The sequence below is a fragment of the Bradyrhizobium sp. USDA 3256 genome, from assembly GCF_054058275.1.
In genome coordinates, this window is sequence record NZ_JBSSAE010000002.1 from 6,196,318 (window position 1) to 6,222,416 (window position 26,099).

Genomic DNA, 26,099 nt, shown 5'->3' on the forward strand with positions numbered 1-26,099 from the left:
TGCTCAACTCCCCTGCGGCGATTGCCGGCTGGCTTGCCACCGAGCCACTTGCTCGGCGTCCAGGCGAGCCGTCGCAGCTCGTTTACCCAGTCTCAGGCACGCGTGCTGATACGTACGAAGAAAACGTCTGAACTCGGGGTCATTATAGCGCGGCAACCCCTTTGCCCAGCTGCTGAAGTAACCCCAGAGCATCGCGACGCTTCCGATGAACATTGGGTGCGCGCGAAGGCGGGAAGCCGCCACCGCCAGATAGTAAAAAGGCGAAGTGCCCATGAAATACTGACCGAAGCCAGCACGAATTCTGCCCGCCCAGATGCTCTTCTGGCTGGCCCCTTGCGGACGAAGGTGGACGAATCGAATTGGCTCTGAATCGACGCTCTCCGCGATCCAGCCCAGCATTCTGGCGCGGTGGCAATCGATGCCATCCCACATGACCTGTCGCACGAAACCCCCGATCTGCTCGAAGCACTCAACCCGATAGAATTTCGTCATCCCAACCGACATTTCGTCACCGCAGATCTCGGGCACGAGATCGCCGGTTTGGGGATGAACGAACCAGGGTTTGCCCGAGGTCGTCCCGACGCGCGGATTGCCTTCCATCCGCTGCATCAGCAGTTCGAAGTAGCGAGGCGGCAGGATGAGATCCATATCTAGCTTGCACAAATAGTCGAAGTCGCCGAGCGGCACTTGATCAAGACCATCGTAGAACGCCTCAATCACGCCGGGCCCTACCCGCCGGTGGCCGCGGTCCTGACGGCGCACGACGCGCAGATAAGGCAATCGCGCCGCATACTCTTCCAGGATCCGTGGCGTCTCGTCGGTAGATCCGTCGTCAACGACGATCCACAGCGCAGGCGGCACCGACTGTGCAGCCACGCTATCCAGCGTGTGGCGGAGATAGGGCCCCTCATCGCGGCAGGGCGAAATCAGCACATACCTGCGCGGCGCTACGCCGTGCGGGGACACTGAAGCGCTGTCAAGCTCGTCCACAGGTCTACTCCCGGTAATATCCTTCGGACCTGACGCCATTTCTTGCCTCGATGGTTCTAAGCTCGACGGGATCGATCTGGTTGAGCACAATGGTCGACACGCGCTCACGGATGAGCTGCGTTACCGACAAGGCTTCAAGCACGCTTGTGCGCTTGGTCTGACCGCATTCCACAACGAAGACGAACTCGTCGATGAAGCGTTCGATCAGCCTTGCATCGACGACCGACATGATCGGCGCCACCTCCACTACAATGTAGTCATAAGACTTCCGTGCGACCGCAAGCAGGTTTTCCATCTCCTGCGACCCCAGGAGTTCAGCAGCGTTGGGAATCCGAAGGGTGCAAGCATTCGGCAGGACATCCAGCCCCGAATGCGGCCGCTTGCAAACAAACTCGCCAAGACGGGACGGATCTTCCAGCGCTTCGAAAAGCCCGACCTTCGCATCCGGGGAAAGTGCAGTCGTGAGATTCCGGAGATGAAGGTCGGCATCGATCAGCAGCGTGCGCGATCCAGAGGACGACAATATGAGCGCGGCAAGATTGGCGGCAACGACAGTCTTTCCCTCTTTCGAAACCGCCGACACGACGCCGATGACTTTTCCCCCGGTCGAGGCCGACGAATGGTCGAGCATCGCCTTCACATTGCGAAGACCTTCCGCGAAGCGCGAGAAGGGGGCAGCAAGGACATGCTCCTCGATTGGCAATTGACCAGCATAGACGAAGGGCAGTCCGATGCACCGCGTCTCGGTTACCTGTTCGACGGCCTTGGGCGTACGGAACACATCCGCCATCCATTCGCGTCCGAAGGCAGAGCCTATGCCGAGAAACAGACCGAGAAAAATGCTGCCTGCCGCCACGATGAGGGTTTTCTTGGAACTCTTGGTCAGCGGCGGAACTGCTCTCGTGATGATCTGCGCACTTTGGGCCGGAAGCGTCTCCGCCTGCGCCGCCTCGATCTCCTTATGCTTTTGCAGGAATCCGCTATAGAGATTGCGCAGCGCCTCGGCGGCGCTCTCGAGTTCGCGCAGCTGGCTTCCGGTTTCCGCGGAAAGCTTTGCGGCGGTGTCTTCGAGTTCGGTCTGTCGCGCCTTGGCGACTTCGTATTCGCTGGCGTAGGAATCGGTAATGCGCCCCTCGTCGGACCGAATGGCGGCGTCAACGCTGTTGAGCTGCGCACGAAGCTTGACGACAGCCACGTGCTTGCGACCGACGCGAGCTTCCATCTCCGCAAGCCGAGACGCAAGGTCGCGCTTTTGCGTGCGGAGACGTGCAAGTTCGCTGTTGTTGAGCGCGAAGTTGATGACTGCCGCTCGCTTGTCGTTGAATAGTGCGTCCGTCGACACGGCCGACGGAATCCCGTTTGCCTCTGTCCGCTTGATCCGGTCGAGGCGTTCCTTTGCCTCGACTGCCGCGAACTTGGCATTCATCAGCTGGGTATTCAGACTTGCCAAGAGCTCGGTATCCTGAGCGCCAGTGCTGCTGAGATTGTTAGCCGTCTTGAAGTCCTGCAGCGCCTTGTCCGCATCGGCCACCTGCTTCTTCAGCTCGATCAGCCGCTCCTGCAGCCACTTGCTCACCTTCTGCGTTGACCTCAATTTTGCGTCCTGAAGGGATGCGAGATAGCTATCCACGATGCCGTTGGCGATCTTCGCGGCCTTCTCCGCACTCTGCGACTCGACCGTCACATTGATGACGTTGGCGACATCCTCTCGCGCAATTGTCACGCGCTTCAACAGGGCTTCGAGAGCAGCTCGTTCAGCGGCCGCATTGGCTTCCGCCGTGCTGGAGTTCCCGTCTGCGGCGCTGCCAAGCGCAGATCGCCCGGCAAACTCGCTATCACTGGCCAGACCCAGCGAGCGAATAACCGGAAGCAGGACCCTGTCTGATGACAGTACGTAGAGCTGGCTGCCGACCTCCACTTCGTCCATCGTCGGCTGATCCACGATCTTGTTGGTCTGCAGATAACGATTGAGACTTCGATCGATGAGGATGCGTGCACTGCTCTTGTAGGGCGCCTTCATGACAACAACGGAAGCCACGGCGACCGCCAGCCCAATCAACAGTCCGATAACGGGCAACCGCCATTCGCGGCGTAGAACGTCAACGACGTCCCACAGGCCGAAAGTCGGCCGGGCCACCGCTGGCACAGCGTAATCCTCAGCGAGCTGCTGGCCGTATTCCTGAATAACCAATTGATTGGTTCTGGTGTCCATGGCTTCGTTTGATCAGTGCGCCGGTTGGGAGAGTGGTGGTGTCGGCCGCGACTGCATCTGGGCAGTCGGAAAGCCATTGACGCTCGTGATGTGATCAGTTGGACGTTGCGGCCGACGGACGTTCAGAAGATCACGCACGATGAGTTTGCTGGCTCGCCCGTCACCGAATGGATTGGCACCGAGAGACATGGCTTCGTGCTCCGTTGGCACATCAAGCAGGCGTTCGACGCCTGCGACGATACGAACCGGGTCGGTGGTGACCAGGCGAGCGACGCCGGCGTCAACGGCCTCCATCCGCTCGCTGGTATCTCGCATGACGAGTACCGGCTTACGAAGCGCCGGTGCTTCCTCCTGAATCCCACCGGAATCGGTGAGGATGAGATACGAGCGCGTCATGAGGTAGACGAACTCGGGATAGTTGAGGGGCTCGATCAGGAAGATATTCGACGCATCGCGCAGATGGTCGAATACCGGCCCGCGCACATTCGGATTCAGATGAACGGGATACACGATTTGAATATCGTCCCGCCGACTGATCGTCTTCAATGCCTCGCAGATCTGCCGGAACCCGGATCCAAAGCTCTCGCGCCGATGTCCGGTCACGAGGACGAGCCGCTTCGAGGTATCGAGCCATGAGTATTTCGCTTCAAGCGACCGGCGAAGCTCGCCCGGTTGAGAGATATTTGAAGCCATACGAAGCAGCCCGTCGATCACGGTATTGCCGGTGACAATGACGGCGTCTGGCGGATACCCTTCCTTCAGCAGGGCAGAACGCGCACGCAACGTCGGCGCATAATGCCTCGTCGTTACGACGGCAGTGACCCGCCGATTGGCCTCCTCCGGCCATGGACTCATGAGATTGCCGGTTCGCAATCCCGCTTCGACATGCCCGACACTGACCGACCGGAAGAACGCGGCAAGTGCAGCCGCCGTACTGGTTGCGGTGTCGCCCTGTACAAGAACGTAGTCCGGATTGTAGTCGGCGATGATCGGATCGATTCCAGTCATGACCGCGCTGAACACCTCGCTCAACGACTGGTTGGGTCGCATGATGTTCAGGTCGTAGTCAGCCTTCAACGAGAAGGCCGACATCACGTCGTCGAGCATCTGACGATGCTGGCCCGTTACGCAGACGCGCGTGTCAATTCCTTCTGCTTCGCCCAGCGCCAGCACAAGCGGTGCCATTTTGATCGCCTCTGGACGAGTACCAAATACGCTAAGAATACGCATGAAGCCCGACGCCGCCTGTGTTCAAAAATTTTGTCGTGTTGAATATTCTTGCCGTGTCGAAATGATGCGGCACGCTACCGGATTTTCCCGACGCGTTCATCGCCAACGTTGGCTCGGCGCATGTTAAATGAAATTTATAGCTAATTCTCGGAGTTGCCGCGGAGCGCGTTGCGCATCATCGATGCCGGCTGTTGTCAGGCGGTTCCAGATTTAACCTTTTCGGGTTAACGCGCATCCAGTGATTGTCCGCTGACGTTCTTCCCTACTGCCGGCGAGTTCCAGATTTAACTTCTCCAGGTTAACGCGCATTCGCTGTACCGTTCGCAATCGTCGTCGGTGCATCCTCGTGCTTGCATTCGCAACAGCTCGGCGAGAGTGCAATCGCGCGTGCAATGAATTCCGATGACAGACTCGCATTATCCAATTTCGGGAAAACTTGGACAAAACAAGATTAAATAGCGTATGTGGACTTGCGTAGATTGGCACCGTTCGTGGCGACGATCACTGCGCAACTCGCTCCTGGTCGGGGGATTCCGGAAGTCGTGTGGCCGGCACTTTCCGGCATTTGATAGATCGGAGGCAGCGCCTCGTGGAAGGCAAGGTTTTACTCCTCTCGCAGCGTCGGATTTCCGATCTTGTCGCATTTTGTCTCAGCTATGAGTTCGAGGACAATTTGGCGGCGATGACGCGCACCGATCGGTTCGATGTTCAAGATCGCGCTGCATTGGAGTTCTCGCGGCGGGTCTACAAGTGGACGCGCCTTGCATCAGGATCGACCAAACTGGCAGGTGTGCTGGCACCCTCCCCGCCGCAGCTGCGGCTCCAACGCGATTACGAACTGTTCTTTCCGATCTTCAGCAATGCGTATCAACTCCACGCGCTCGCGGCGATTCCCGACTGGCGCAAGCGGTGTCGCAAGGCGGCGTGCTTCATCACTGAAGTTTGGGCAGACGACATCCCGGAGTATCTGGTCGAGCTCCTGTCCGGATTTGATCATATATTTGTCGGCCTGCATCACTGCGCATCGCAGATCGCGCGAATAGCAGGTCGACCGTGCAGCTATCTGCCGTTGGCGGTCGACGTTGAGCGGTTCGCGCCGAAACCCGAGCAGCAGCGATCGATCGCCGTGTGCAACATCGGGCGTCGTTCGGCGACGACCCACGCCGCGTTGCTGGCCGGCGCCGAGAGAGAGCGGTTCTTCTACTACTACGACACTGTGGCGGCGAGCGGTTCGAACCGAAAGGAAAGGACGTTCCGGGTCGACAATCCGGAAGAACACCGCATCATGATTGCGAATATCTTGCAGCGCAGCCGCTATTTCATTGCCAATCGCAGCCACGTCAACAACCCGGAGTTCACGGCTGGCCGAGACGAGATTTCCGCTCGCTATTATGAAGGTGCTGCAGCCGGGGCAGTGATGGTCGGAGAAGCGCCGCGCACCGAAGAGTTTGCACGGCAGTTCGACTGGCCCGATGCTGTCATTCACGTGCCCTTCGAGTCGCCGGACATTTGCCAGGTCCTCGAAGCGCTGGACGCAGACCCGGCGCGACTGCGAGCGGTTCAGAACGCAAACGTCCGGGAAGCCGCGCTGCGGCACGATTGGCTCTACCGCATACAGACGGTATTCGACATCCTCGGTATTGCTCACACCGACCAGATGAGCGCACGAGCCAACCGTCTGCGCCAGATCGCCGGATCCTTTGAGCTGCCGGCAGCCGCCTGAAATCGTCACCTCGAGTGATACGGAGCAATGCGACATTTCCGCCGGTTTATGGTTAACGCCCTGTTAAGCGGCGGCTGCTACATCCCAGCAGGTAGGCGATCCTTTTCATATGATCGCCAAGGTGTCGCGAACGTCCGCAACGGCGGACAAACGTCAAGCTGCGTATCCAGGCATGAAACGCTCCAGTCAGCTCCCCTCGGCTCAGGCGGCCATCCTCAATGCGCCGCCTTTGCCACGTCAGGCAGACAGGCTTGCTGCACCTCTGCGACGGCGTGGCGCCTGGACACAATTCGTCGAAGCCCGCCTGCGCGAGCCCGTAAATCCGGAACGAAATCCCGCCGAGCCGCCGCCAGACAGTCCGACCGACAAGCAACCGACGATCCTCGGCGACGATCCGAGCTCGCCAAGCGGTGGGCCGACGAATGAAGCCCACCAGCTCGCCGACTTGGAACACCTGCAGCCGATTGCGCTCCCGCAGGATGAGGTCAGTCGGCGGCTGAATGAGGCCGCGGAGAACATCGGCCGTCGGACAAATGTGGCTCCGCCTGATGCCGGACCAGACGACGAGTCCGCCCCCCCTGCGGCCGATCCAAACGATGTTTCAGCGGAGGAATCCGACAACCCCACGCAGCCAGCGCCATCGGACTCGCATGCCGGCTCAGCGGTAGCCACGTACACGCCTGAGGCAGATGAAGGAGAGGGATTCCGTCCGGCCGCGGACCCAGGTCCGAACTCGGTGCCGCCGGCGTCAATCCGTCCAGCAGTGCAACCGCCCGTGCACACAAGCACTGCCGAGGCGAGCGTCGCGGTGCAGGAACAGCAGATCATACTGATCGACAAGCTCATCGCGGAAGAACTTCAGAGCTCGCCGCGGGACCGACGTTCGGTCAGCAGCGAATGGAAAGTGCGCAACTTTGTATGGTTCCTCGCTCCAACAACGGTTCTGCTGGCGATTGGGGCCGGAATGCTCATGCGGGGCAATGTTGCATCCCTGTTCAGCACAGCATCCCAGGTTGTCAGCCATTCGAACGCGACGCCCGTTCAGCCGCCACCGCAAAGCAGACGCAAGCTGAAACCGGCAATTGCCACGTTCGTACATCGTGCTCCGATCGAAACAGCCGCAACCGCACCACCCGCACGTTCACTGCCGACGACATACGGGATTTTTGCGTCAAGCAACGGGCGGATGATCCGGCTTGAGCCGATGAACATCCGCCTTCCCGACAGCCGGATCGCCGTGTCGGTATTGACCACGAAGCCGGGCACCGTTGTGGTGCCGCACGGCCCGCTTTCGTTTGTCGCGTATCAGCGCGAGCTTATGACAAGCGCGCCCGACAACGCACAATTGCGCATTCTCGCCCAGGTCGCACGAACACCGTCGTCACCGGCAGTCGCTATGGCCAACGATGCCTGGGCAATCCGGTCCGTTTCCGTCGACCTGACCGTAGCGCCGGTCCCTGAAAGCCGCGAGATGGTCGAGCTGCAGCCAGTGAACCCCGATCTCGTCCTCTCACCCGGCCGTTACGTGCTGGTTTTCAAAAACCAGGCCTACGACTTTGTCGTAGCCGGCAAGGTTACCGATAAGGCCCATTGCCTCGAGAGGGCGGAAACGCCGGACGGCGACAGGTTCACCGAGTGCCGCAGGCTCCCGTAATATAGGGCGGCCGGTCCTAGGGCGGCGTCGACGCGACCGCGGCCGGCGGCAACTTCGTCGCTTTCGCAGTGGCGGCACCGACGCTGAGCTGGCCGGTCCTACGCCAAAGCAGCAGCCCTGCTCCGCCGCCGATCGTACAGATCGCAAGCAACATAATTTCCCCGCGCCCCAATCCAGGAGAGATCAGCGCGTAGGGCAGCATGCCCAGACCCATCCAGAAGAGCTTTTGCCACTGGTAGGAGTCGTACCTCTTGCCAAGGTTGCGCCGCTTGAACCATAGATCTTTCGCTTCGCGCGAAAACGGAAGAACACGTCGGCACACGGCCGGCACGAGGCGAAGCGCGAGCAGCAGAGCAAGGAACATCGCCAACACGACCACGATACGATCGTCGCCGCCGGACAGCAGTCGGAACACCGGCAAAATGCAAAGGCCGAGGCCGATCCTTAGCAATGCCCCGGCGGACCAGGTGTCCAAGTTAATCAGGAAGCGCTCAAAGGACGTCATGGGCGTAATCCAGGATTAGGAGTTGACTTGCAGTCGTACGATGCCGAAATCGCGTAGCAAGGACCACGCGAGTTGCAGTGGCCGCGTGATCCTGAAGACACCAACCACGACGGTCAGGTAGGCCGTCACGCAGATCACGCTCGCGACCGGGATTCGCAGCAACCGCGGCAATTCCAGCAGAAATGCCTCCTGTATCGAGAAAGCAACCGCGACGGCGACCAGCGCAGCAATGGTCTGCGGCGCAGTCGCGCGCAGGACGTCCCCGATGCTGATCCCGACCGGCCTGCCGGCGTAGACGAGCGCAGGAACGAACAGCACGAACATGGTGACCGTGTAGGCGATCGTCACCCCGACCACGCCGAACGGCAGTCCGGCTGCAAGCGCAACCAATTGGCAGATCGCACTGAAGATGCCCCATCGCATCCATCGATCGGGACGTCCGACCGCAACATGAACCCAACCGAGAGTTCGCTCGATGCAGTCGGCAATGCCTCGAATTGCAAGGATACAGAGCAAGGGGCCCGCGGGAGACCATTTCTCTCCGAGAAGCACGATCACGATGTCATGAGCGCTCACGGCCAGAGCGGCGAAGGCAGGCCCCGAAAAGTAGCAAAGCAGTGACAGCGCGCCTTCCCAGGAGCGCTTCAGTTCGGCTGCACTGTGCTGGAGCTTGCTCAGTCCCGACACCGCGATGTTATGCAGCGGCTCACTGAGAATCGACAGCAGGTTGTTGTAGATCGTGAAGGCGTTCTGAAAATAGCCAAGCGGCCCTGCACCGAGGAAATACCCCATCGCGATTCTGTCCGCCGAACGAGCGAAGTAATCCGTCATGGTGAAGCCGGTCACTCCCAGCCCGAACCGCAGCAGTTCCTTGACCATTGGCGTGAGCCTGGGCCTGCCCGGTATCCATCGACAGGCGGTCCAGGCTCCCACGACGGTCAAAGCCGACGTTATGATCGGCTTGGCGATCAGCGCCCAGTAGCCCCAGCCCGAAAGCGCCAGTCCGACGCTTGCAGCGCTTCCAATGATGTTCGCCGATATGTCGATCATCGCGATGCGGCGAAACTGCATTGCCCGACGCATCAGCGCATAGTGCTGCGTCGACAAAGCCATCATCAGGAAGGTCACCGACAATGCCAACGCCATGCCCGCGAGCGATGGCTCGCCGAAGGCACGCGCTATCCACCGACCGGACGCAGCCAGCACGACAGCCAGCACGACGCCGATCAGCACATTCAGCCAGAACAACGTGCTGACCTCGGCTCGTGAGATGCTGCTCCGCTGGGCGGAGGCCTCGCTCATCCCGAGATCGACGAAAAGGGGCGCGAAGCCGATCAGGGCCAGCATCATGGCCACCAACCCGAAATCATGCGGTCCGAGCAGCCGCGCCAGTACGATCGTCGAGGCCAACTGAACGAAGATATTCAGTCCGCGCGCAGCAATGAACGCCACGCCGCTGTGCAGCGACCTGCGGCCAAGGCCTGAGTATGGCTTGTTGTCCGCAAAATACTGATCGGTACGTTCGTTCCGCTGCACGCGTCGTTCCCGTTCAATTCGCTGGATTCTGGCTTTGAGATACCCGCTCAAGCCAGATTTCCCGCCAATAGGGATAGATGGCGCGCGGGCAGAAGCGGCGGCAGATCGCATAGCGCGCCTCACACACGACATCCTTCAGGATGATCGCGTCCGTCTTGAAACGGACCATCTTGCACGAACCTTCGTCGATGATCTGCTTTTGACGCCTCTCGACCTCGTACTCGCGTTCGGTGAACGGTACCATCTCCGGATCGAAATACAGGCCGCGGTTGCGGTAGTTGCAGTCCAGTGTTTCGAGGATGTCCTTGTACGGCTTGACGCGCACGACGTCGCCCGCCTGCAGATCAAGCCGGGACTGCGGGACCTTGCTCCCTTCCGGCACGCCGAAGGGCCTGATCGGATAAGGTACGCCACCTCTGAAGCGTTGGAATGTGTCGTAGATCCAGCGCATCGCGGTGCCGATGCCCAGCCCTGCTTCGGTGACCGTACGCCAGACCGAGAACGTCAATCCGGCGACGAGGTCCTGCAGCCGAACGTTACCGGAAGCGTAGTCCTCGACATACTGTCGCGGATCCCACCACTTCAGGGGCTGAGTGGCGAATTTCACCTGCGTGTTCTGGCAAACGTAGGTCGGCTCGGTTTCGCCCACCTTCGGCGGATGCTTGATCGTGCTCCACAGCGTTTCCTCGCTGCAGCCGCCAGACCCGAACGGCTTGCCCGCGCCATTCGGCGACGGCCCTTTCTCGCCCGCCGGCTTCAACCAGGCGTCCTTCCAGAATATCAGACAGGCCGCCTCGCAGCCGTCATGAGCCGCGCCGTTGCAGCGGATGTTCTCGAGATGGACCGTGTTCAGCATCTTGCGGCCGCCGATACCGAGCGCGGGATCGCAGGTCTTGTGAGCTCGCTTGCCGACGCGGAGCGTCTTGCCGCAATACTTCAGCATCTCGGGCATGAAGGGCATTTCCTCCAGGCGGCCGTTAGCATCCAGCGTCGCGAGAATCTCCTCCTTGCTTCTGACCTCCACCAGGTCACCAGCGCGAAAGATACTTGAAAATAGCGTGCTCATATCGTGCGCCTTGAGATATACCCTGCAATCAGAAATTCGCCGGCTGCGCGACGTCCGCGCAACCATCGTCAGATCAGTGTCAATTTTCGCCCGAAAAATGCCTCGGCGAAGCGTTCCGCAGCCCTGCACTCCATGCCCCGAATCCGTGCGAGGCCGCGAAAGGTGTCTGCATCGAACCACTGCTTGGATCGCTGCGTCCCGAAATGCTTGAGCAGGAGTTCAATCTTACGATCGAGCGCCGCCGCCGATACCGGCATGTAAACGTTGGGTTGACCGAAGTCGCCATCCCACTTCGGAATCTCATATTCCAGGATCTGATGATCGCGAAACGTGTTCCAGGTCAGGCGGCAGACCTGGCGATGGTCCTGATGGGCATCATCCCTGCGATGCGTCAGAATGACGTCAGGCTCGACCCGCCGCTTCAGCGATTCAAACCATTCCTTGATGGCTTCTCCCCTCTCCGGGAAAAATCCATCGGGAAACGACAGCACCTCGACATTCGCGGATGCAGCCCCGGACAAGAAGTCAGCCGCCGACGCTCTGGCCTCAGCCTCCCGTATGGCGCCACCGCTTAGAACGCACCAATGCACATCCAGCTTGATACCGCGCTCGATCAGCTCCAGCAGCGTCGCTCCCGCGCCGATTTCGATATCATCCGAATGGGCGCCAAAGCACAGGATCGACAGATGGTCTCCGGGCCTGGCAAGCTGCAATGCTCTCATTCCGGTTAAGCCGCGCTGGCTACCGACGAGTGATTCAGCCGCCACGGCGTGTCGCCGCGCTCCACCATGTCCTCCAACACTTGTCTATCGCGCAAGGTATCCATGGCGCGCCAAAAGCCCTCATAGCGATAGGCCATGAGGTGACCGCCCTCGATCAAACGGTTGAACGGTTCCTGGACGAGCTCTTCTCCCTCCTTGATGTAATCGAAGATTTCGTTACGGAAGATGAAGTAGCCGCCGTTGATCCAGATCTCGGACTCCTGACTGGAGCGAATCCGCTGCACCGACCCGTGAGCATCAAACTCGGCAAGGTGGAAGCTGATCGGTGGATGGATCGCCACGAAGCAACCGATCTTTCCGCTTTCCTTGAACTTCTGGATCATGTCAGGTAGCGGCGCGTCGGTCAGCCCGTCGCTGTAGTTCGCAAGGAACATCTCTTCGTCCTTGACGAGATGGCGGACGGCCAGCAAGCGCTGCCCGATGTTGCGCCATGTCCCCGTATCCACCAACGAAACCCGCCAGTCCGGTTGATGTTCGCCGATCAGCTCGACCTTTTTGCCGTACTCCGAAATCACGCAGTCGCTGTTCGCAGTCGCGCGATAATTCAGGAAGTAATCCTTGATCACGTTCGCCTTGTAGCCAAGGCACAAGATGAAATCATTGTGATTGTACTGGCTGTAGTACTGCATCACATGCCAGAGGATCGGCTGATGGCCGATCGGGACCATCGGCTTCGGTATACTTTCCGAATACTCGCGGATCCGCGTACCGAGACCGCCGCAAAAAAGGACAACCTTCACGGCGCAACCTCACGCGGATCAATGATTTCGACGTTAGGAATCGGAACGATGAACTTGCAGCCCCAGTCCGCGACATGCCGCATTTGCGCAACGATTTCCCTCTTCAAATTCCAGGGAAGGATGAACAGGTAGTCGGGACGCGCCTCGTCGATGGCTTCGACCGGCAGGATCGGAATGTGCATGCCCGGCGTATAGCGGCCGTGCTTGTAGGGGTTGCGGTCCACGGTGAAGTCGAGGAAGTCGGTTCCGATGCCGCAGTAGTTGAGCAGCGTGTTACCCTTGCCGGGAGCGCCGTAGCCGCAGATCCGCGCCCCCTTGTTCTTGCTCTCAATCAAGAACGACAGCAGTTCGCGCTTGGTGCGATGAACCCGCGATGTAAACTGCTCGTACTGCCCTATGTCTTCCAGGCCGATCCGACGCTCATGGGTCAGCAGTGCGGTCACCGCGGCGGAGACGGCGTGAATCGCATCGGCGCGGCAGAGGTAGACGCGAAGTGAGCCGCCGTGCGTTGGGATCTGCTCGACGTCGAAAACTTTCAGATCATGCCGCCGCGCGAGACGATCGATCGTTACCAACGAGAAATACGAGAAATGCTCGTGGTAGATGGTATCGAACTGATTTTCGTCGATGAGCCGCTCAAGATGCGGGAATTCGAGCGTAATCACTCCTTCCGGCGCGAGCAGGCACGCCATTCCGGCGGTGAAATCGTTTAGATCCGGAACCTGTGCCAGCACGTTATTGCCGATAATCAGATCGGCCCGCTTGCCATCCGACACCAGCTTCCGCGCGAGCTCCAGGCCGAAGAACTCGACCATTGTCGGGACGTTTTTCTGCCTTGCAACTTCGGCCACGTTGGCCGCCGGCTCGATTCCCGTGACCGGCACCCCGAGCGGCAGGAAGTGCTGCAACAGGTAGCCGTCGTTGCTCGCGATCTCGTAGACGCGGCTCTCGGCACCAAGGTTCAGCCTGGCCTTGATCATCTCACAGTAGCGCCGCGCATGTTCCACCCACGACGTCGAGTAAGACGAGAAGTAAGCATACTCGGTGAAGATATGCTCCGGTTTGACGTATTCCTGGAGTTGCACCAGGAAGCAGGACCCGCAAACCACGGTGTGCAGCGGGTAGTACGGCTCCATGGCGTCGGTCTGGTCGGCTGTGAGGAAACTTTCGCAGAGAGGCGACATTCCCAGGTCGACAAATGTCGATTTCAACGTCGCGCCGCACAGACGGCAGTTACCGTGAGAGGATTTCGACCGAATCGATTCGAATCTCGAGTGAGCGTTCATTGGGCCGTACCATGAATATAGGATTGCCGAATATGAGATTGCCGGCGCTTAAATCGGGCTCGTTAGATTGAATTTTATCGTATGAAAGCGAACAATATGAAGCGATATCGAACAACAAGGTAAACCACGCAGTTGCTGAAAATTTTAGTAAAATTGTATAGAACTGGTCGTCGACAATTGGCCTCTCGGTCGGGAGTGGATGCGTCCCATGCGCTTTGAAGCAACAGGACTTGACGGAGCGTGGCTCGTCAAACTCGAGCCTGCACACGATGAGCGCGGCTTTTTCGCGCGCACATTCTGCGAAGACGAGTTTCGCGCATACGGGCTCGTGACCAGATTTCCCCAGCACAGCATCTCGAGCTCCTCGCGCAAGGCGACATTGCGCGGAATGCACTTTCAGAATGAGCCGCACGGCGAGGTTAAGCTCGTGCGCTGCTTGAACGGATCGATTTGGGACGTCATCATCGATCTGCGTGCGAACTCGCCGACCTTTCGTCAATGGCGCGGCTTCGAGCTTTCAGCGGAGAACGGTTCGCAGCTCTACATCCCCAAGGGGTTCGCGCACGGCTTTCAAACCTTGAGCGACAACGTTCAGGTCAATTATCTGATTTCGGAGTTCTACGAGCCTTCGGCTGCTAACGGCGTCCGATACGACGACCCGATGTTCGGCATCAGCTGGCCTCTGGCCATAAGCACGATCTCCGATAAGGACCTGAACTGGCCGCGCCGGGGTGCGTGAGCGCTTACCGCACAGGCGCGAGGAGCCCGTGGCGCTCGAGCACTTTTGCTGTCTTCAGAATGACCGGGAACGGCAGGTCGGCACGCCTGGCGATATCAAGCAGAGAATGATGCCCATCGGACAGATTTAGGATCCACAGCATCGCCATGTTGGCTGCAGCGGCGTCCTTGTCACCGCCGATCGCACCATAGAGTCCGCGTCTGCCCAGTTGCGGTTCGCCTTTCGGTGACGTGTTATAGTAGCTGCGGTTGCCTTCGAGCAGGTCAATGACTTCGGAAATGATGCGGAAAGATTCCCCGAGGTGCTCCGGCCGAATGAAGCTCAGGTCGTCGGCCGAGGTGTGATACTGCGGGATGGCGCCGAAGCGGCTGCGCTGAAACAATCCCACCGGCAGGTTGAACCCCGGCGAGCAGTATTGCCGCTCATCATAACCGTAGGGCGAAAACTCCAATATCGTCGGCGCCAGTTTGGAATGCTGCAGCGTGTGTATCATTGCACGGTCGATTTCGGCATCGCCCTGCCTGCTCTTCTTGTATGTCGGACCGGCGCCGTCTCCGACCATTGATACCACGAGGCCATGCTTGATACGAGACACACGATGCTCGTTGCGGGCGAGCCAGGTGATCGCGCCAATCGTTCCCGGCGCAAAGAGAAACCGATAGCTGTATCGCGTTCGCATTTGAGAGATGCGGCTTGCGATCTCCGCGAGCAGGGCCAGGCCCGAACAGTTGTCATTGGCAAGCGAGGGATGGCAAACATGCGCCGACAGAAGCACCTCGTCGTCTGACTCTCCCTGGTGAAGATACTCACCATAGGTCAAATGCCCGTCGGCGAGGGTCGAGTCGATCACGACCTCGTAGCTATCGTCCCGCAGTTGCTCCAGCTGTCGGTGGGCCATGCAGAAAGCCCAGTTTTCCTGGTAGTAAGACGTTCGGTATGGGACCAGGTCCGGCTGATCGGGCAATGTGAAGACGTGGGACTTAAGGTCGTCCAGCGGCATGGTGCGGCACACCGGCACGCTGTAGCTCATGACGTGCAGGTTGGATTCGTTGAAATCGACGACCTTCCGGCCCCGCGGGTCCTTGATGTACGCGTCCCGGATGTTCCACTCACGCGGCACGACCCAATCGAGAACGGGTGTACCGGTCGGCACCTCGTGGACATCAAGGGAGATGTACGCACCGATCTCCCGAAGGGTCTGCCGCACACCGTTACCGGTAATACTGCGGCAGATCGGGTATATCCTTTCCGCAAGCGCAAACATCCTCGCGCCTGCACTTGTGACATCGTCTGCCGCCGACACGCCGTCCTCCTGGTGTGTCAAATTGATCGGCGCGTGTATTAGTTCGCGACGAGTGCCGATTGCCCGACGCCCTGCCTCGACTTTACATGGCGGAGATCCGCATCGAGCACGCCGTCCGCCAGCAACTTGTTGACGTGGCTGATGCGCTGATACCGGGGACCTTCGAACTCTTCGAGCGTGATGCCCGAGGCCCGGTACGCCTTATAGAGCTGCTCCGCGCCCATCTTCGCATCCCATTGCGGCTTGAACTCCGGCAGCCGGGTTCGGATCTTTTCGAAGCTCACGCGATAGGACCGCGTGTCGGGACCGGCGCCATCGGCGAATTCGATCTGACAGCCAGGGACAACATCGGCGACGATCTTCGCGAGATCGCGGATCTGGTAGTTGTGCGCCGTCTGGCCGACGTTGAAGGCTTCATTGAACACCGCCGCCTCGGGAGCCTCCATCGCCGCGATAAAGGCGCGGGAGATGTCCTCAATGTGAACGATGGGCCGCCAGGGCGTGCCGTCCGACTTCAAGAGGATCTTTCGCGTTGTCACCGCCCAGGCAACGAGATTGTTCAGCACGACATCGAATCGGAGCCGGGGAGATACGCCGTAAGCCGTTGCCGGTCGCAGGTAGACCGGACAAAATCCGTCACCGGCGAGGCCGGCAATATCGCGCTCCGACTGCACCTTGGATTCGCCATAGGCAGTCACCGGGTTGAGCGCTCCGGTTTCGTCGATCATCCCGTCGCCCGCCTTGCCGTAGTTGCTGCAGGAGGATGCAAACACGAACCGTCGCACACCGGCTTGCTTGGCCAGCTGCGCGAGGCGCACGCTGGCTACGTGATTGATCTGGTCGGTAAGGCCAGGTCTCAGATTGCCGAGCGGATCGTTCGACAGCGCGGCAAGATGCAGGACCGCGTCAAAAGCCTTCAGGTCCGCAAGTTCGACGTCTCGCGTGTCCTTGCAAATGGCCGGCACATCCACGATCGACCCGCCCTCTGCAAATGTGCAGCGAGAGTACAGATCGCTGTCGAGGCCCACGACTTCGTGCCCGGCACGCCGTAGCATCGGGGTGAGCACTGTTCCGATGTAGCCGAGATGTCCGCTCACGAGAACGCGCATCTTAACGCCTCCAAATTTATTCTGTTTCTATCCCCCCTGCTTATTTCAGAATCGCCCGCTGATGCACGTGTTTGTAAAACCTTAGTTAATGGCACGCTTGAAATAGCGGGAACGATCCGCTCAAGACGACGGGAAATGGTTGAGCCGTACGCCATGATCGTTGACGTCGCCGGTCGCGGCGCCAGCCGAGAGACGCCGCAGCAGCGCTTGGGGAACTCTGCGCAGTTGCCGGTGAAGCCGGTAACGAGTGGTGGAACGGCTGACGTCGAAGCGATTGGCCAGTTCTCCGCCGAACGCCACAACGAACTTGTATCGCGCCTCGTTCTCAATTCCGCCGTCGAAATCGAAATGAAGGCCCCGCTCGTGCGCCAGCTCGATGCCACTCCAGAGGAGCAGACTTACTGCGCCTGGATGGGCAATGCTCCTGTCCCGCGATGACAGGAAATAGTGCACGAACTTGTGGTCCCAGACAAAGAAGACCTGGGCGTGGACGTTGTTGTTCGAGTCCACCGCCGCGAGGATCTTGCATTGCTGTCGCTCGCTCGCGGCGGCATAGACAGCTTCCAATCGCGAGAGGTCGAAATACGATTTCGCGCCCTCCAGGTTAGCCTGGTAATACTTCACGAAGTATTTTGGGGACGTGACTTCGCGAATGGCAAGCCGTTCCCGCGCGCGTCGTATCACGTTCTTCGTCTTGTCGCGCAATCCCGACCAGAGCTCGTCTCGGGAGATCGTGCATTTCAGCATGAAAGTCGGATGCGCCCGCACCTCGTAGCCGCACGCGAGGAACGCGGCCACATCGCTGAACCCGGTATCGAGCGTCATCTCGACGTGATCGAAATCCGCGACCTGCTTGAGCAGGTCAGTGATGACCGCATGCGCCAACCGCATGCGCGCTTCCGTCTTGCCGGACTGCAGCGTGACTGTCGGCCCGAGAAAGCGCGTGATTTGAGGCATCTCGCATATGTTCATCCCGCCTTCAGTACGCGTGACGAACCGGAGAGAACCAACAACGCGCCCGCCACGCGAACAAGTGACTTCGCGCCAGCCACCGGGAGCCAGCGCATCCAGCCACCAATCCTCGTGAAAGACCGATTTGCGCATCAAATTCCTCTTCCGGAGACTAACCGGATAGCGAATCGGCAATCTGATTAAACCAAAACGTGCAGAAATGCCCAAGGTCCGCGCGGATCAGAAGGCCTTAGCTTCTATTGTAGTTAACGACGTCTGCAGCATTTAAATCGGGGCGCTCGCCTAGTTAGCCTCTGAGCTCGTCGTCGGTCAGGTGACGCATTGACGCAATACCGCGCCTGTTCAAAACATATTTAATCATTGCCCACGAGGCATGTGCTCACTGCGAACTTTTGCGTGCCGATCCATCCAAATTCGGCTGCACGAACGGCGTGCCGGCGTCATAGCGCGCTTTGGCCGGAAGCACATGAAGCTTCGTCTCTCCGACCGGGTCCACCCAAGGCCAATCGTATCCGCGCCCGACATCGAAGAACGGGGGGCGGCTTGCGAGGTACATGGAAGCAGGCAGGGCGCGATCCTCGCTTCCGGAATCCCAGTGCGTTTTGTTGGTGAGGTAATCAAAATTGCCATATCGAATCGTGGACATCGCAACCTTTGCGTCCGTCGGATATGGCTTCACGGCGTCCCAGCCGAGCATCCAGACGCCGGGCTTTGCATCGGTAAAGCGGGTTTCATACGACCAGCCGTCCATCTGACCGGGAACCCCGAGCACGTTTCCTATGAAAGACATCCAGTAGGAATACGCCATCAGACCGGCGGCGCGCCGCGGCCCATTGCGGGGCTGCGACATATCATCGATGGTCCCGCCAGCCTGATTGTCGAACGCTGCCCGGACGCCGCGTAGATAGTTGCGGAAAAACGTGTGATAGATGCTGTTGCCGTGAGTGTCGTCGCTGTCGGCGTTCTGAGCGTAGTTGCCCTCGAACAAGACGTGATGGGCGCCCACCATGTGGCTGGCGTTGAGCCCGGTCTCAATCCAGGCTCCATTCGTATTGATGTAACCCATGTCCATGTAGTTATAGCCGACCACGGAGCCCGCCCCGGCGGAACGCGCCACCACCAGCTTGTTGGCCCTCACGGCAATTCCATTCTCGATCAGAACTTCCGACGATCCGGCGGAAAGACTAATGGCATATCCGCCTCCGCCGGGTTGAGCCCAGGCCGCGTCGTGCACGTAGAACTCGCGTAGTTCGACCCGGAAGGAGCTGTGAATTGCAAAGCCTTCGCCGTGCCAAACCGAATTGTCGACGTTCTTCGCCCACGAAGAAGCAGCCCAATTGAAGCGAAGATTGCCCGCGTCGCCCCCCTTGAGCGCCAGATCTTCGACGCCCGCGTGCTTCACATGCGGCTGCGCGAACCGTGACAGTTGAGCGGCGTTTGCCTTCCGATAGCTGATGTGAATTGGGGTCGTGAAGGTGATCCTGGAACCGGAGACGGTGCTGATCTCCTTGACCTCGGCAACAGGCCGATCAGGTCTCCCGAACCACGATCCAGCGCTTTGCGGCGTCGATGGAAACGCATCGGGTGCAAAGTCATCGACAGACTGAATCGCAGGTTTGTGCTTTTGCCAGACAACCCTGAAATCTTCCGACGCCCAGATCTGCCCTCGCCCCTGCGGGTCGACACGCCAATTGGCGGCCGACGCCTCGTCGAGCAGCACGATCTGTCCAGGCATAAAGCCCGCAGCATCGTCGACCTCGACCGTTTTTTCGCCTTTTACTGCATCATTCCGAAGGTTCGTCGATCGCACGGCATTGACCGTATCGCTCGTGCTGGAGAAAAGCGACGGTCCCACCACGACCAGCGGAGACGGCCTGGCACCGACTGCGTCATTGAAAGGTTTCGCGCCATCTTGCTTTTCGAGCATCGTCCGGCCCGGACCGGAGCCGCGCAGGGTAATTGCCTTGTTGAGCAGCAGGAAATTGCCGCCATTGATCAGAAACCGTCCCGCCGCCAGTTGCACGACCTGCCCTACCGGGCATGCGTTGATTGCGCCCTGGATTGCCGCAGCGTCGTCGAGTGTGCCGCCACGAGGCGACAGCGTCGCGCAAATGGTTTTTCGAGAGGGTATCCCACCCTCAGCCATCAGGCCGGGTTGCCAGGTCGTCGCGCGATCTGAGGGCAATATTTCCATCGAGTCGAGAGCAAATGCGGACGAATGGCTTGAGCATGCAACGAAGATCATCGTTGCAGCCAAGCACTGCCAGGGCCGCCGCAGCGCCGCTCGCAACGTCTCGTGACCAGGGTTGCGCCGCGTCGCGATGACCTTCCGGTTGAACATGCATCCTCTGGCTTGCGGCGCCGAGCCGACTGGCTTCGCGCCTGCTAGCGTGACCTCACGACGTTGACGGGAGTAGACGGCGGCCTGAACCGCGGTCCGTGGATGCGCCGCATTGCTGGGCGCCTGGCTATCGCCGAATTTGCCGCGGGACGCGCCTGCCCCCAATATCTGGCAGCTTCAACCGCGGCTATAACGAACACGACCCACAGCATTTCGAAGCCGCGCATCCATGTGCTCTCGAGACCGTTCGTAATGGCAACGTAGAGAACGATCGACAGCAGGATCCATGCCCGCGAAAGATCAAAACGCGCCAGGCGGCCAATGCCGTGTATCGTCGCAAGGATGAACCCGACAAGCAGGAAAAATCCCGCATAGCCTAGTTCAAGCAATGTGTCTTCATACCCATTGTGGGCGTTGGGCATCTCCTTGACCCAGCCCGGCGCTTCCACGATGCTCGGCGCGTCGGGTCCGACCAGCCAGAACGACTGATAACCCCAGCCCAGCAGCGGCTTCTTTGCGATTTGCATATTTGCAAAATCCCAAATGATGGTACGGCCCGTGAAAGTCGAATCGCCGTACAGCATGTACGACACGCGATTCATGCTGATGCCGGTGACGAACGAAAAGACCATCCAGCAAATCGGTATCGATACGACAATCACCCACACCGGAACGCGGGTAGCCCTGGAAAGCTTGAGCAAGGTCCAGGCGAACGCCGGGACAAGCACCGCAAGTGCAAGCGCCGTCTTTGAATTGCTCAGCAGGAGCAGCGCGACAGACATGAGCGCGGTAACGATGCCGAGAACCCGTCGCCGTCCGGGATGAAGCAGCTCATGGAGCGCAAGCAGGAATGCAACGGCAGCGCATTCGCCTAGATAGTTCTTGCCCGAGAAATAGCCCGGGTAACCCCATGTGGCGAACTTCACCTCGATCGGCGGCCTGCCCATGACGAACAGCATGTTCAGCACGGCGGCGATAAAGAAGCACCAGAACAAGCCGCGCAGCAGGTCGGTCGATCGAGTTGCAACGATCGCCGGGAGCGCGATCGAGGCAATGATCATGGCCTGCTGCGCAAATCTGATCCCCGAAGCCTCCGGCTTGAATGCCCAGGCAACGCTCGCGCCCGCCAGCGCAAGATAGGCAAACAGTATGATCAGGATCGGCGGAAAGCGGAGTCGCGACCGATTGCGCAGCGCAACGACGAGCGCGACTGCGGACAGGATCGGCCAAAAGATTTTGCTCTCTGGTCGAGCTTCCAAAAGACAAGCCGAGTCCGTCGGACTGCAGGTCACGAGGATCAGGGGAAAAGCAATCGTGGCGTAGACACAGGCCAGCAGCGGGATGATCGCGTATCCGTCGATTACCCGACCGGACGGAGCCGCCAAGCCTGGTCGCTGAGAACGCAATACGGCTTCGTGCATGCTCGGTGCCCGTCAACTCCAGTCGCCAAGGCAGCACGCTGATCGTTAATCGCCTGCCTTGCCGACCGTGGGGCCGCGCAGCGAAACGATCAGCCTCTCAATGGCGCTGGCGCCAACACGTACTCAGACACGGCTCCGAACACCAACGATAAGTCAATCTTTCCTGAATTTTTATAGTGAACGCTTCGTTAACGCTTGTCCCCTAGCGTGGCGCACAGGGCGGGCTGTTTCGCTTGGTCGATTGATATTCCGGGAAATTGTCGATGCCGCGTAAGTACATGTTTACTCGCGCAAATTTCTTCCAAACTTCTATCCGGCGGTACGGCGGTCGATGCCGGACGGCGACGACCGCAAGCGGCGCGCGAGCAAGCACGAAGAAGAGACCGGCGTTTACCAAGACTCCGTTCGTTAATCTTCGTTAACCAGGGTCCAATGTCGTGCCGAGAAGTGCGGGCAAGAATAGTCAACGAACGCCGTGCCTGACCACTCGCGAAGTGGCGCCGGCGCATTCGGCTGGCAATTCCTCGCGTCTCAGTGGTGGCCGCCTATTGGGCGCTTTGGCCGTCACAGCGACAATCGCGCTCGCTGGCTGCTCGACCATGCCGACCTCGGGACCGGCAAGCTCCTATGTCCGCGCGGGGCAGACCGACCCTGAAAGCGTGCACTATGCTCTGGTACGTCTGACGACCGACACCGAGAGGGTGCTGGTGCGCAACTCTACGCGGATCGACCGCGTTTTCACGGATCGCCGCGGCCCGCCCGAGATTCGCTTTGGCATCGGCGACACGGTGAGCGTGACGTTGTTTGAATCGATGGCCGGTGGCCTGTTTACTCCGACCGAAGCCGGTACGCGTCAGGGTAATTACGTCAACTTGCCCAATCAGGCCGTGAATTACAAAGGCAACATCACGGTTCCGTACGGTGGCTCCATCCGCGCCGCGGGCCGGACACCGGACGAAGTCCAGAATGCAATCGTGAAGTCCCTGCAGGATCGTGCGATCGAACCACAGGCGGTGGTTGCGCTGGTGGATCAGAAGGCAACCTCGATCAGCGTATTGGGCGAGGTCGGACAGCCTGCGCGCTTGCCTGCAAGCGCCAGCGGCGAGCGGCTGCTCGACATCATCACGCGGGCGGGCGGGCCCAAAAATCCCGGCTTCGATACCTGGGTGACCCTCGAACGCGATGGACGGCACGGTACTGCACCGTTCGGATCGCTGCTCAGCCAACCGGCAAACAACATCTTTGTTCGTCCCCAGGATACGGTCTACGTGTACACGCAGCCGCAAACCTTCCTCGCGATGGGCGCCGCCGGGCAACAGGGGCAGTTCTCGTTCGGAGCCTGGCGCCTGTCACTGGCCGAGGCCATGGCGAAGGCGGGTGGCCTTAAGGATGATCACGCTGACCCTGGGTCGGTGTTTATCTACCGAGGAGAACCACGCGAAGTTGCCAAGCAGCTCGGCGTCGACTGCACTCGCTATGGCGGGCCCCTTGTCCCCGTTATCTATATTCTCGATTTGAGAGATCCCGGCGGCTACTTCATCGCGACAGAATTCGAGATGCGGAATAAGGATGTCATCTTCGCGTCCAACGCAACATCTGTCGAAGCGACAAAGTTCATGACTTACCTTCGGATGATCATCGGCACCGTGAGCGATCCAATCGTCGCCGGGATCGATGCCTACACGCTGAAGGGACTCGCCAACGGCAGCATCTCCGGCGCGACAACCATCGTTACGTCGTCCCGATGACGACAATTGGCCTGGCGGGATCGACTCCCGCGGCAGGTATGCTGCCGGCAACCGAATCCGCCGAGGCAACTGTCCGCGACCGGTGGCCCCGCCTTCACGGACACATTCCTGCGCTCGACGGAGTGCGGGGACTTGCCATCGTGATGGTGATGCTACTGCACTTCGTCGGCAACACGTTGCCGACCAACGCTGTCGAGAAGATCGTCGTCGGAATCACCAACTACGGCTCGTATGGCGTCGAGTTGTTCTTCGTCCTGTCCGGCTTTCTCATCACCGGAATCCTCTATGATTCACGGGGGGAGCCGAACTTCTTTCGCAATTTCTATATACGGCGAGTGCTGCGTATTTTTCCGCTCTATTATGGCGTGCTCGCGCTCGTCTTCTTCGTCGCTCCGCTTTTGAGCCCGCTGCGTGGTCCGACCCTCGACTATCTGATAGATCGTCAGGCCTGGGCCTGGCTGTACGGAGTCAATGTCTACATCGCATGGAACGGTGACTGGTCATTCTCGTATCTGGAGCATCTCTGGTCGCTTTGCATCGAAGAACATTTCTATTTCTTCTGGCCGCTCGTCGTATATCTGGTCGCGAAGCAACCGAGAAAGTTGATTGTGGTCAGCCTCGGCCTATCGGTCGCTGCGATGCTCGCTCGCCTGGGCGGCTCCTTGGCCGGACTTAGCTGGTGGACAACCTATGTGTTGACACCGTTTCGGCTGGACGGTCTGGCACTCGGCGCCTTTCTCGCCGTGGTGGTCCGACAACAGGGCGGACTTCAGCGACTTGTGGGCGCCCTTCCATACGTTGCGACCACTGCATTTGCCTTGCTATCCCTGACTTTCATCTGGACGCGCCTGGTGACCGACCAAGGTAACGCTTTCGTCCTTCCGGTTCGGTCTTCCATCATCACCGTGCTGTTGGCTTGTCTCCTCATCTGGGTGCTTGTTGCGCCAAGGCGTTCCTTGGTATCGCGCCTTTTCTGCAGCCGACCCTTGATGCTTCTCGGGACCTATAGCTATGGCCTGTACGTCTACCATCACTTCATATCATACTACCTTGTGACTCATCGAACTGAACTGGCACTCGGCGAATGGCTTGGCTCTCACAGCGCAGCCGTGGCAATACAGGCGACAGCGGGCGCGCTCGTCTCGCTGCTAATCGCTTATCTGAGCTATGAATTCGTCGAAAAGCGTTTCCTGGACCTGAAGCGGTTCTTCAACGCTCGGCGCGCCGTTGCTGCTGGCGAAGCGTTGGCGCCTTCCCATCCGTACCGCAACTGATGGCGAGCCTCGTACGGTAAAAACCCTCGAGAGCGCGAGCTGCTGAACTCCAGGCATACTTGCCTTCGGCCAAAAGCCTGGCGGAACGTCCGAGATCCGCAGCGCGATCGGCATCGCCCAGCAGGCCGCTGACACGGGCGGCAAAGCTCTCGACATCGTCCGCGATCATGATGTCACGATCCGGCACGGCCTCGATCCCCTCGGCGCCCAAGGTTGTCGAGACGATTGCCTTGCCCATCGCCATAGCCTCGACAATCTTGAGCCGTGTCCCGCCTCCCAATCGCAGAGGGACGACGACGACTGCCGCCTCGGCAAGATGCGGTCTCAGATCCGGCACGAAGCCGGTGAACTCGATTCGGGGACCTGCCAGCGCTAACAGGGCGGAGGGCGGCGAACCGCCAATGATCTTGCAACGCGCATCCGGATGGCTGGCCGCGATGCGCGGCCATATATCGTTGATGAAGTGGATGACACCGTCGACATTCGGTGCATATGACAAGAGGCCAAAGAACACGACAGTGCGTCCGTCAGGCTTCGGATCGTCGGCACGCGGGCGATAGAACTCGATATCCGCGGCATTTGGAATGACAGTAGTCCTGGCTTCCGGCATTTCTTCAAGCAGCCGACGTTCGTCAGTCGCGCTGCACAGATAGACGCCATCCGCGTCACGATAGGTCCCGAGCTCCTCCTTCCGAAGCTTGCGCCAATTGACCTCGGAATAAAGGCGACGAAACAGACTGTCGCCGCTTTGGGCGTACTGGCGGGCAAGGTCGTAGTCGATGTTGTGAGAATCCACGACCAATACTGGAAGCTTCTCTCCTGCCGGCGCCTTGCGCAGCTCGTAGTGACCAAGGAACGTGAACTCGAGATTAACCACGTCGAAGCGCGTCGACCCCAGCAAGTCGTCCAGCGTCTGACGCACTACGTCTGCCGTGATTCGCAAACGCTCGAAGCTGAGGGGCGATACCAGGGAGCGCAGTTGAAGCAGGCGCTTCGGCATCCCATCGCGACCGAACGGGTTACGCACGAGCACCACCTTGCGGCAGTAGGCCTGCATGGCAGTTCGGCATTCCTCGATGTCGTGCTCGTCATCCACGAGCATGACTGCCGTCAGGTCATGACGTTGAGCCAATTCCGTCATCAAACCGTGCATGCGTGCCTGCGCGCCGATCCGCGGCGGGCTCGCAGGCATCTGTGAGACGAAGAGAACATTTAGGCGGTCTGAGTGCATCGATCCAAACCTGCCTGCCGACATCGACAGGTACTGAGATGCTCGCTGGGCCCACATTTCACACAGCTCGGCTTACTCAATGCTTAAGCTTGAGCCTTGCGTTAATAGTTGCCTCGTTCCTCTTAACGAAACAATGATAGAAAGGCGGCGTATCCATTTATCCGCTTGGATTTTCGACGTAGAAGCATTGCCGAAGCAGTCTTGGTAGGTTCTCCGCAACGTTACCTCGTGCGGGCC

At 59.4% G+C, this 26,099-nt stretch carries 20 protein-coding genes; 5 read left to right on the top strand and 15 right to left on the bottom strand.

What is annotated here, in order from left to right; genetic code table 11:
* Positions 1-3: 3 nt before the first annotated feature.
* From ACVWY5_RS31175 to wecB, 3 genes are read right to left on the bottom strand one after another with little or no spacing between them, the layout of a single operon-like run.
* Positions 4-990: a glycosyltransferase gene (locus ACVWY5_RS31175; protein WP_244482620.1), complete on the bottom strand. Its 987-nt coding sequence runs from the start codon at positions 988-990 to the stop codon at positions 4-6.
* Between the two features lie 4 nt (positions 991-994).
* On the bottom strand, positions 995-3,202 hold the full coding sequence (locus ACVWY5_RS31180) for a GumC family protein (protein WP_028333389.1): 2,208 nt from the start codon (positions 3,200-3,202) through the stop codon (positions 995-997).
* A gap of 12 nt (positions 3,203-3,214) precedes the next feature.
* The gene (gene wecB, locus ACVWY5_RS31185) at positions 3,215-4,432 is read right to left on the bottom strand and encodes a non-hydrolyzing UDP-N-acetylglucosamine 2-epimerase (RefSeq protein WP_080667016.1); all 1,218 of its coding nucleotides are present in this window, start codon (positions 4,430-4,432) and stop codon (positions 3,215-3,217) included.
* A gap of 589 nt (positions 4,433-5,021) precedes the next feature.
* Here wecB and ACVWY5_RS31190 point away from each other — a divergent pair.
* Entirely contained in the window at positions 5,022-6,155 is a 1,134-nt protein-coding gene (locus ACVWY5_RS31190) for a glycosyltransferase family protein (RefSeq protein ID WP_028333391.1), read from the top strand.
* A gap of 109 nt (positions 6,156-6,264) precedes the next feature.
* On the top strand, positions 6,265-7,809 hold the full coding sequence (locus ACVWY5_RS31195) for a hypothetical protein (protein ID WP_321176708.1): 1,545 nt from the start codon (positions 6,265-6,267) through the stop codon (positions 7,807-7,809).
* 16 nt (positions 7,810-7,825) lie between these two features.
* On the opposite strand, the gene ACVWY5_RS31200 is transcribed toward ACVWY5_RS31195, so the two are convergent.
* From ACVWY5_RS31200 to ACVWY5_RS31225, 6 genes are read right to left on the bottom strand one after another with little or no spacing between them, the layout of a single operon-like run.
* Entirely contained in the window at positions 7,826-8,314 is a 489-nt protein-coding gene (locus ACVWY5_RS31200) for a hypothetical protein (RefSeq protein ID WP_028333393.1), read from the bottom strand.
* A 15-nt stretch (positions 8,315-8,329) separates the two neighbouring features.
* Complete coding sequence (locus tag ACVWY5_RS31205; RefSeq protein ID WP_157340716.1) at positions 8,330-9,901, bottom strand: lipopolysaccharide biosynthesis protein; 1,572 nt, start codon at positions 9,899-9,901, stop codon at positions 8,330-8,332.
* Entirely contained in the window at positions 9,864-11,045 is a 1,182-nt protein-coding gene (locus tag ACVWY5_RS31210) for a hypothetical protein (RefSeq protein WP_321176707.1), read from the bottom strand. The genes ACVWY5_RS31205 and ACVWY5_RS31210 overlap by 38 nt, the downstream gene beginning before the upstream one ends.
* Positions 10,985-11,638, bottom strand: coding sequence for a PIG-L deacetylase family protein (locus ACVWY5_RS31215; protein ID WP_028333396.1), 654 nt, complete (start codon positions 11,636-11,638; stop codon positions 10,985-10,987). The genes ACVWY5_RS31210 and ACVWY5_RS31215 overlap by 61 nt, the downstream gene beginning before the upstream one ends.
* Before the next feature lie 5 nt (positions 11,639-11,643).
* Positions 11,644-12,438, bottom strand: a complete 795-nt coding sequence (locus ACVWY5_RS31220) for a glucose-1-phosphate cytidylyltransferase (RefSeq protein ID WP_028333397.1) — start codon at positions 12,436-12,438, stop codon at positions 11,644-11,646.
* Positions 12,435-13,724 carry a methyltransferase domain-containing protein gene (locus ACVWY5_RS31225; RefSeq protein WP_051376081.1) on the bottom strand — a complete coding sequence of 430 codons (1,290 nt, stop codon included), beginning with the start codon at positions 13,722-13,724 and terminating at the stop codon, positions 12,435-12,437. Before ACVWY5_RS31225 ends, ACVWY5_RS31220 begins: the two co-directional genes overlap by 4 nt.
* Positions 13,725-13,932: 208 nt before the next feature.
* On the opposite strand from ACVWY5_RS31225, the gene rfbC reads away from it, so the two are divergent.
* Complete coding sequence (gene rfbC / locus ACVWY5_RS31230) at positions 13,933-14,463, top strand: dTDP-4-dehydrorhamnose 3,5-epimerase (protein WP_028333399.1); 531 nt, start codon at positions 13,933-13,935, stop codon at positions 14,461-14,463.
* Between the two features lie 4 nt (positions 14,464-14,467).
* Here rfbC and ACVWY5_RS31235 read toward each other — a convergent pair whose 3' ends face one another.
* From ACVWY5_RS31235 to ACVWY5_RS31255, 5 genes are all read right to left on the bottom strand, one after another.
* Complete coding sequence (locus tag ACVWY5_RS31235) at positions 14,468-15,727, bottom strand: DUF4910 domain-containing protein (protein WP_456671781.1); 1,260 nt, start codon at positions 15,725-15,727, stop codon at positions 14,468-14,470.
* A 77-nt stretch (positions 15,728-15,804) separates the two neighbouring features.
* Positions 15,805-16,875, bottom strand: a complete 1,071-nt coding sequence (locus tag ACVWY5_RS31240) for an NAD-dependent epimerase/dehydratase family protein (protein ID WP_028333401.1) — start codon at positions 16,873-16,875, stop codon at positions 15,805-15,807.
* Positions 16,876-16,995: 120 nt separating this feature from the next.
* Positions 16,996-17,979, bottom strand: coding sequence for a GNAT family N-acetyltransferase (locus tag ACVWY5_RS31245; protein ID WP_321176706.1), 984 nt, complete (start codon positions 17,977-17,979; stop codon positions 16,996-16,998).
* A gap of 247 nt (positions 17,980-18,226) precedes the next feature.
* Positions 18,227-20,188 carry a hypothetical protein gene (locus ACVWY5_RS31250; protein WP_321176705.1) on the bottom strand — a complete coding sequence of 654 codons (1,962 nt, stop codon included), beginning with the start codon at positions 20,186-20,188 and terminating at the stop codon, positions 18,227-18,229.
* Between the two features lie 44 nt (positions 20,189-20,232).
* On the bottom strand, positions 20,233-21,609 hold the full coding sequence (locus ACVWY5_RS31255) for an O-antigen ligase family protein (RefSeq protein WP_321176704.1): 1,377 nt from the start codon (positions 21,607-21,609) through the stop codon (positions 20,233-20,235).
* A gap of 599 nt (positions 21,610-22,208) precedes the next feature.
* Between ACVWY5_RS31255 and ACVWY5_RS31260 the strand changes: the two genes are divergently transcribed.
* Positions 22,209-23,357 (top strand): polysaccharide biosynthesis/export family protein, encoded by a 1,149-nt coding sequence (locus tag ACVWY5_RS31260; protein WP_321176703.1) that lies wholly within the window; start codon positions 22,209-22,211, stop codon positions 23,355-23,357.
* A gap of 38 nt (positions 23,358-23,395) precedes the next feature.
* Complete coding sequence (locus ACVWY5_RS31265) at positions 23,396-24,631, top strand: acyltransferase family protein (protein WP_321176702.1); 1,236 nt, start codon at positions 23,396-23,398, stop codon at positions 24,629-24,631.
* Here the strand turns inward: ACVWY5_RS31265 and ACVWY5_RS31270 are convergent.
* The gene (locus tag ACVWY5_RS31270) at positions 24,567-25,862 is read right to left on the bottom strand and encodes a glycosyltransferase family 4 protein (protein WP_321176701.1); all 1,296 of its coding nucleotides are present in this window, start codon (positions 25,860-25,862) and stop codon (positions 24,567-24,569) included. The two genes, ACVWY5_RS31265 and ACVWY5_RS31270, sit on opposite strands and share 65 nt — an antisense overlap.
* Positions 25,863-26,099: the final 237 nt, after the last annotated feature.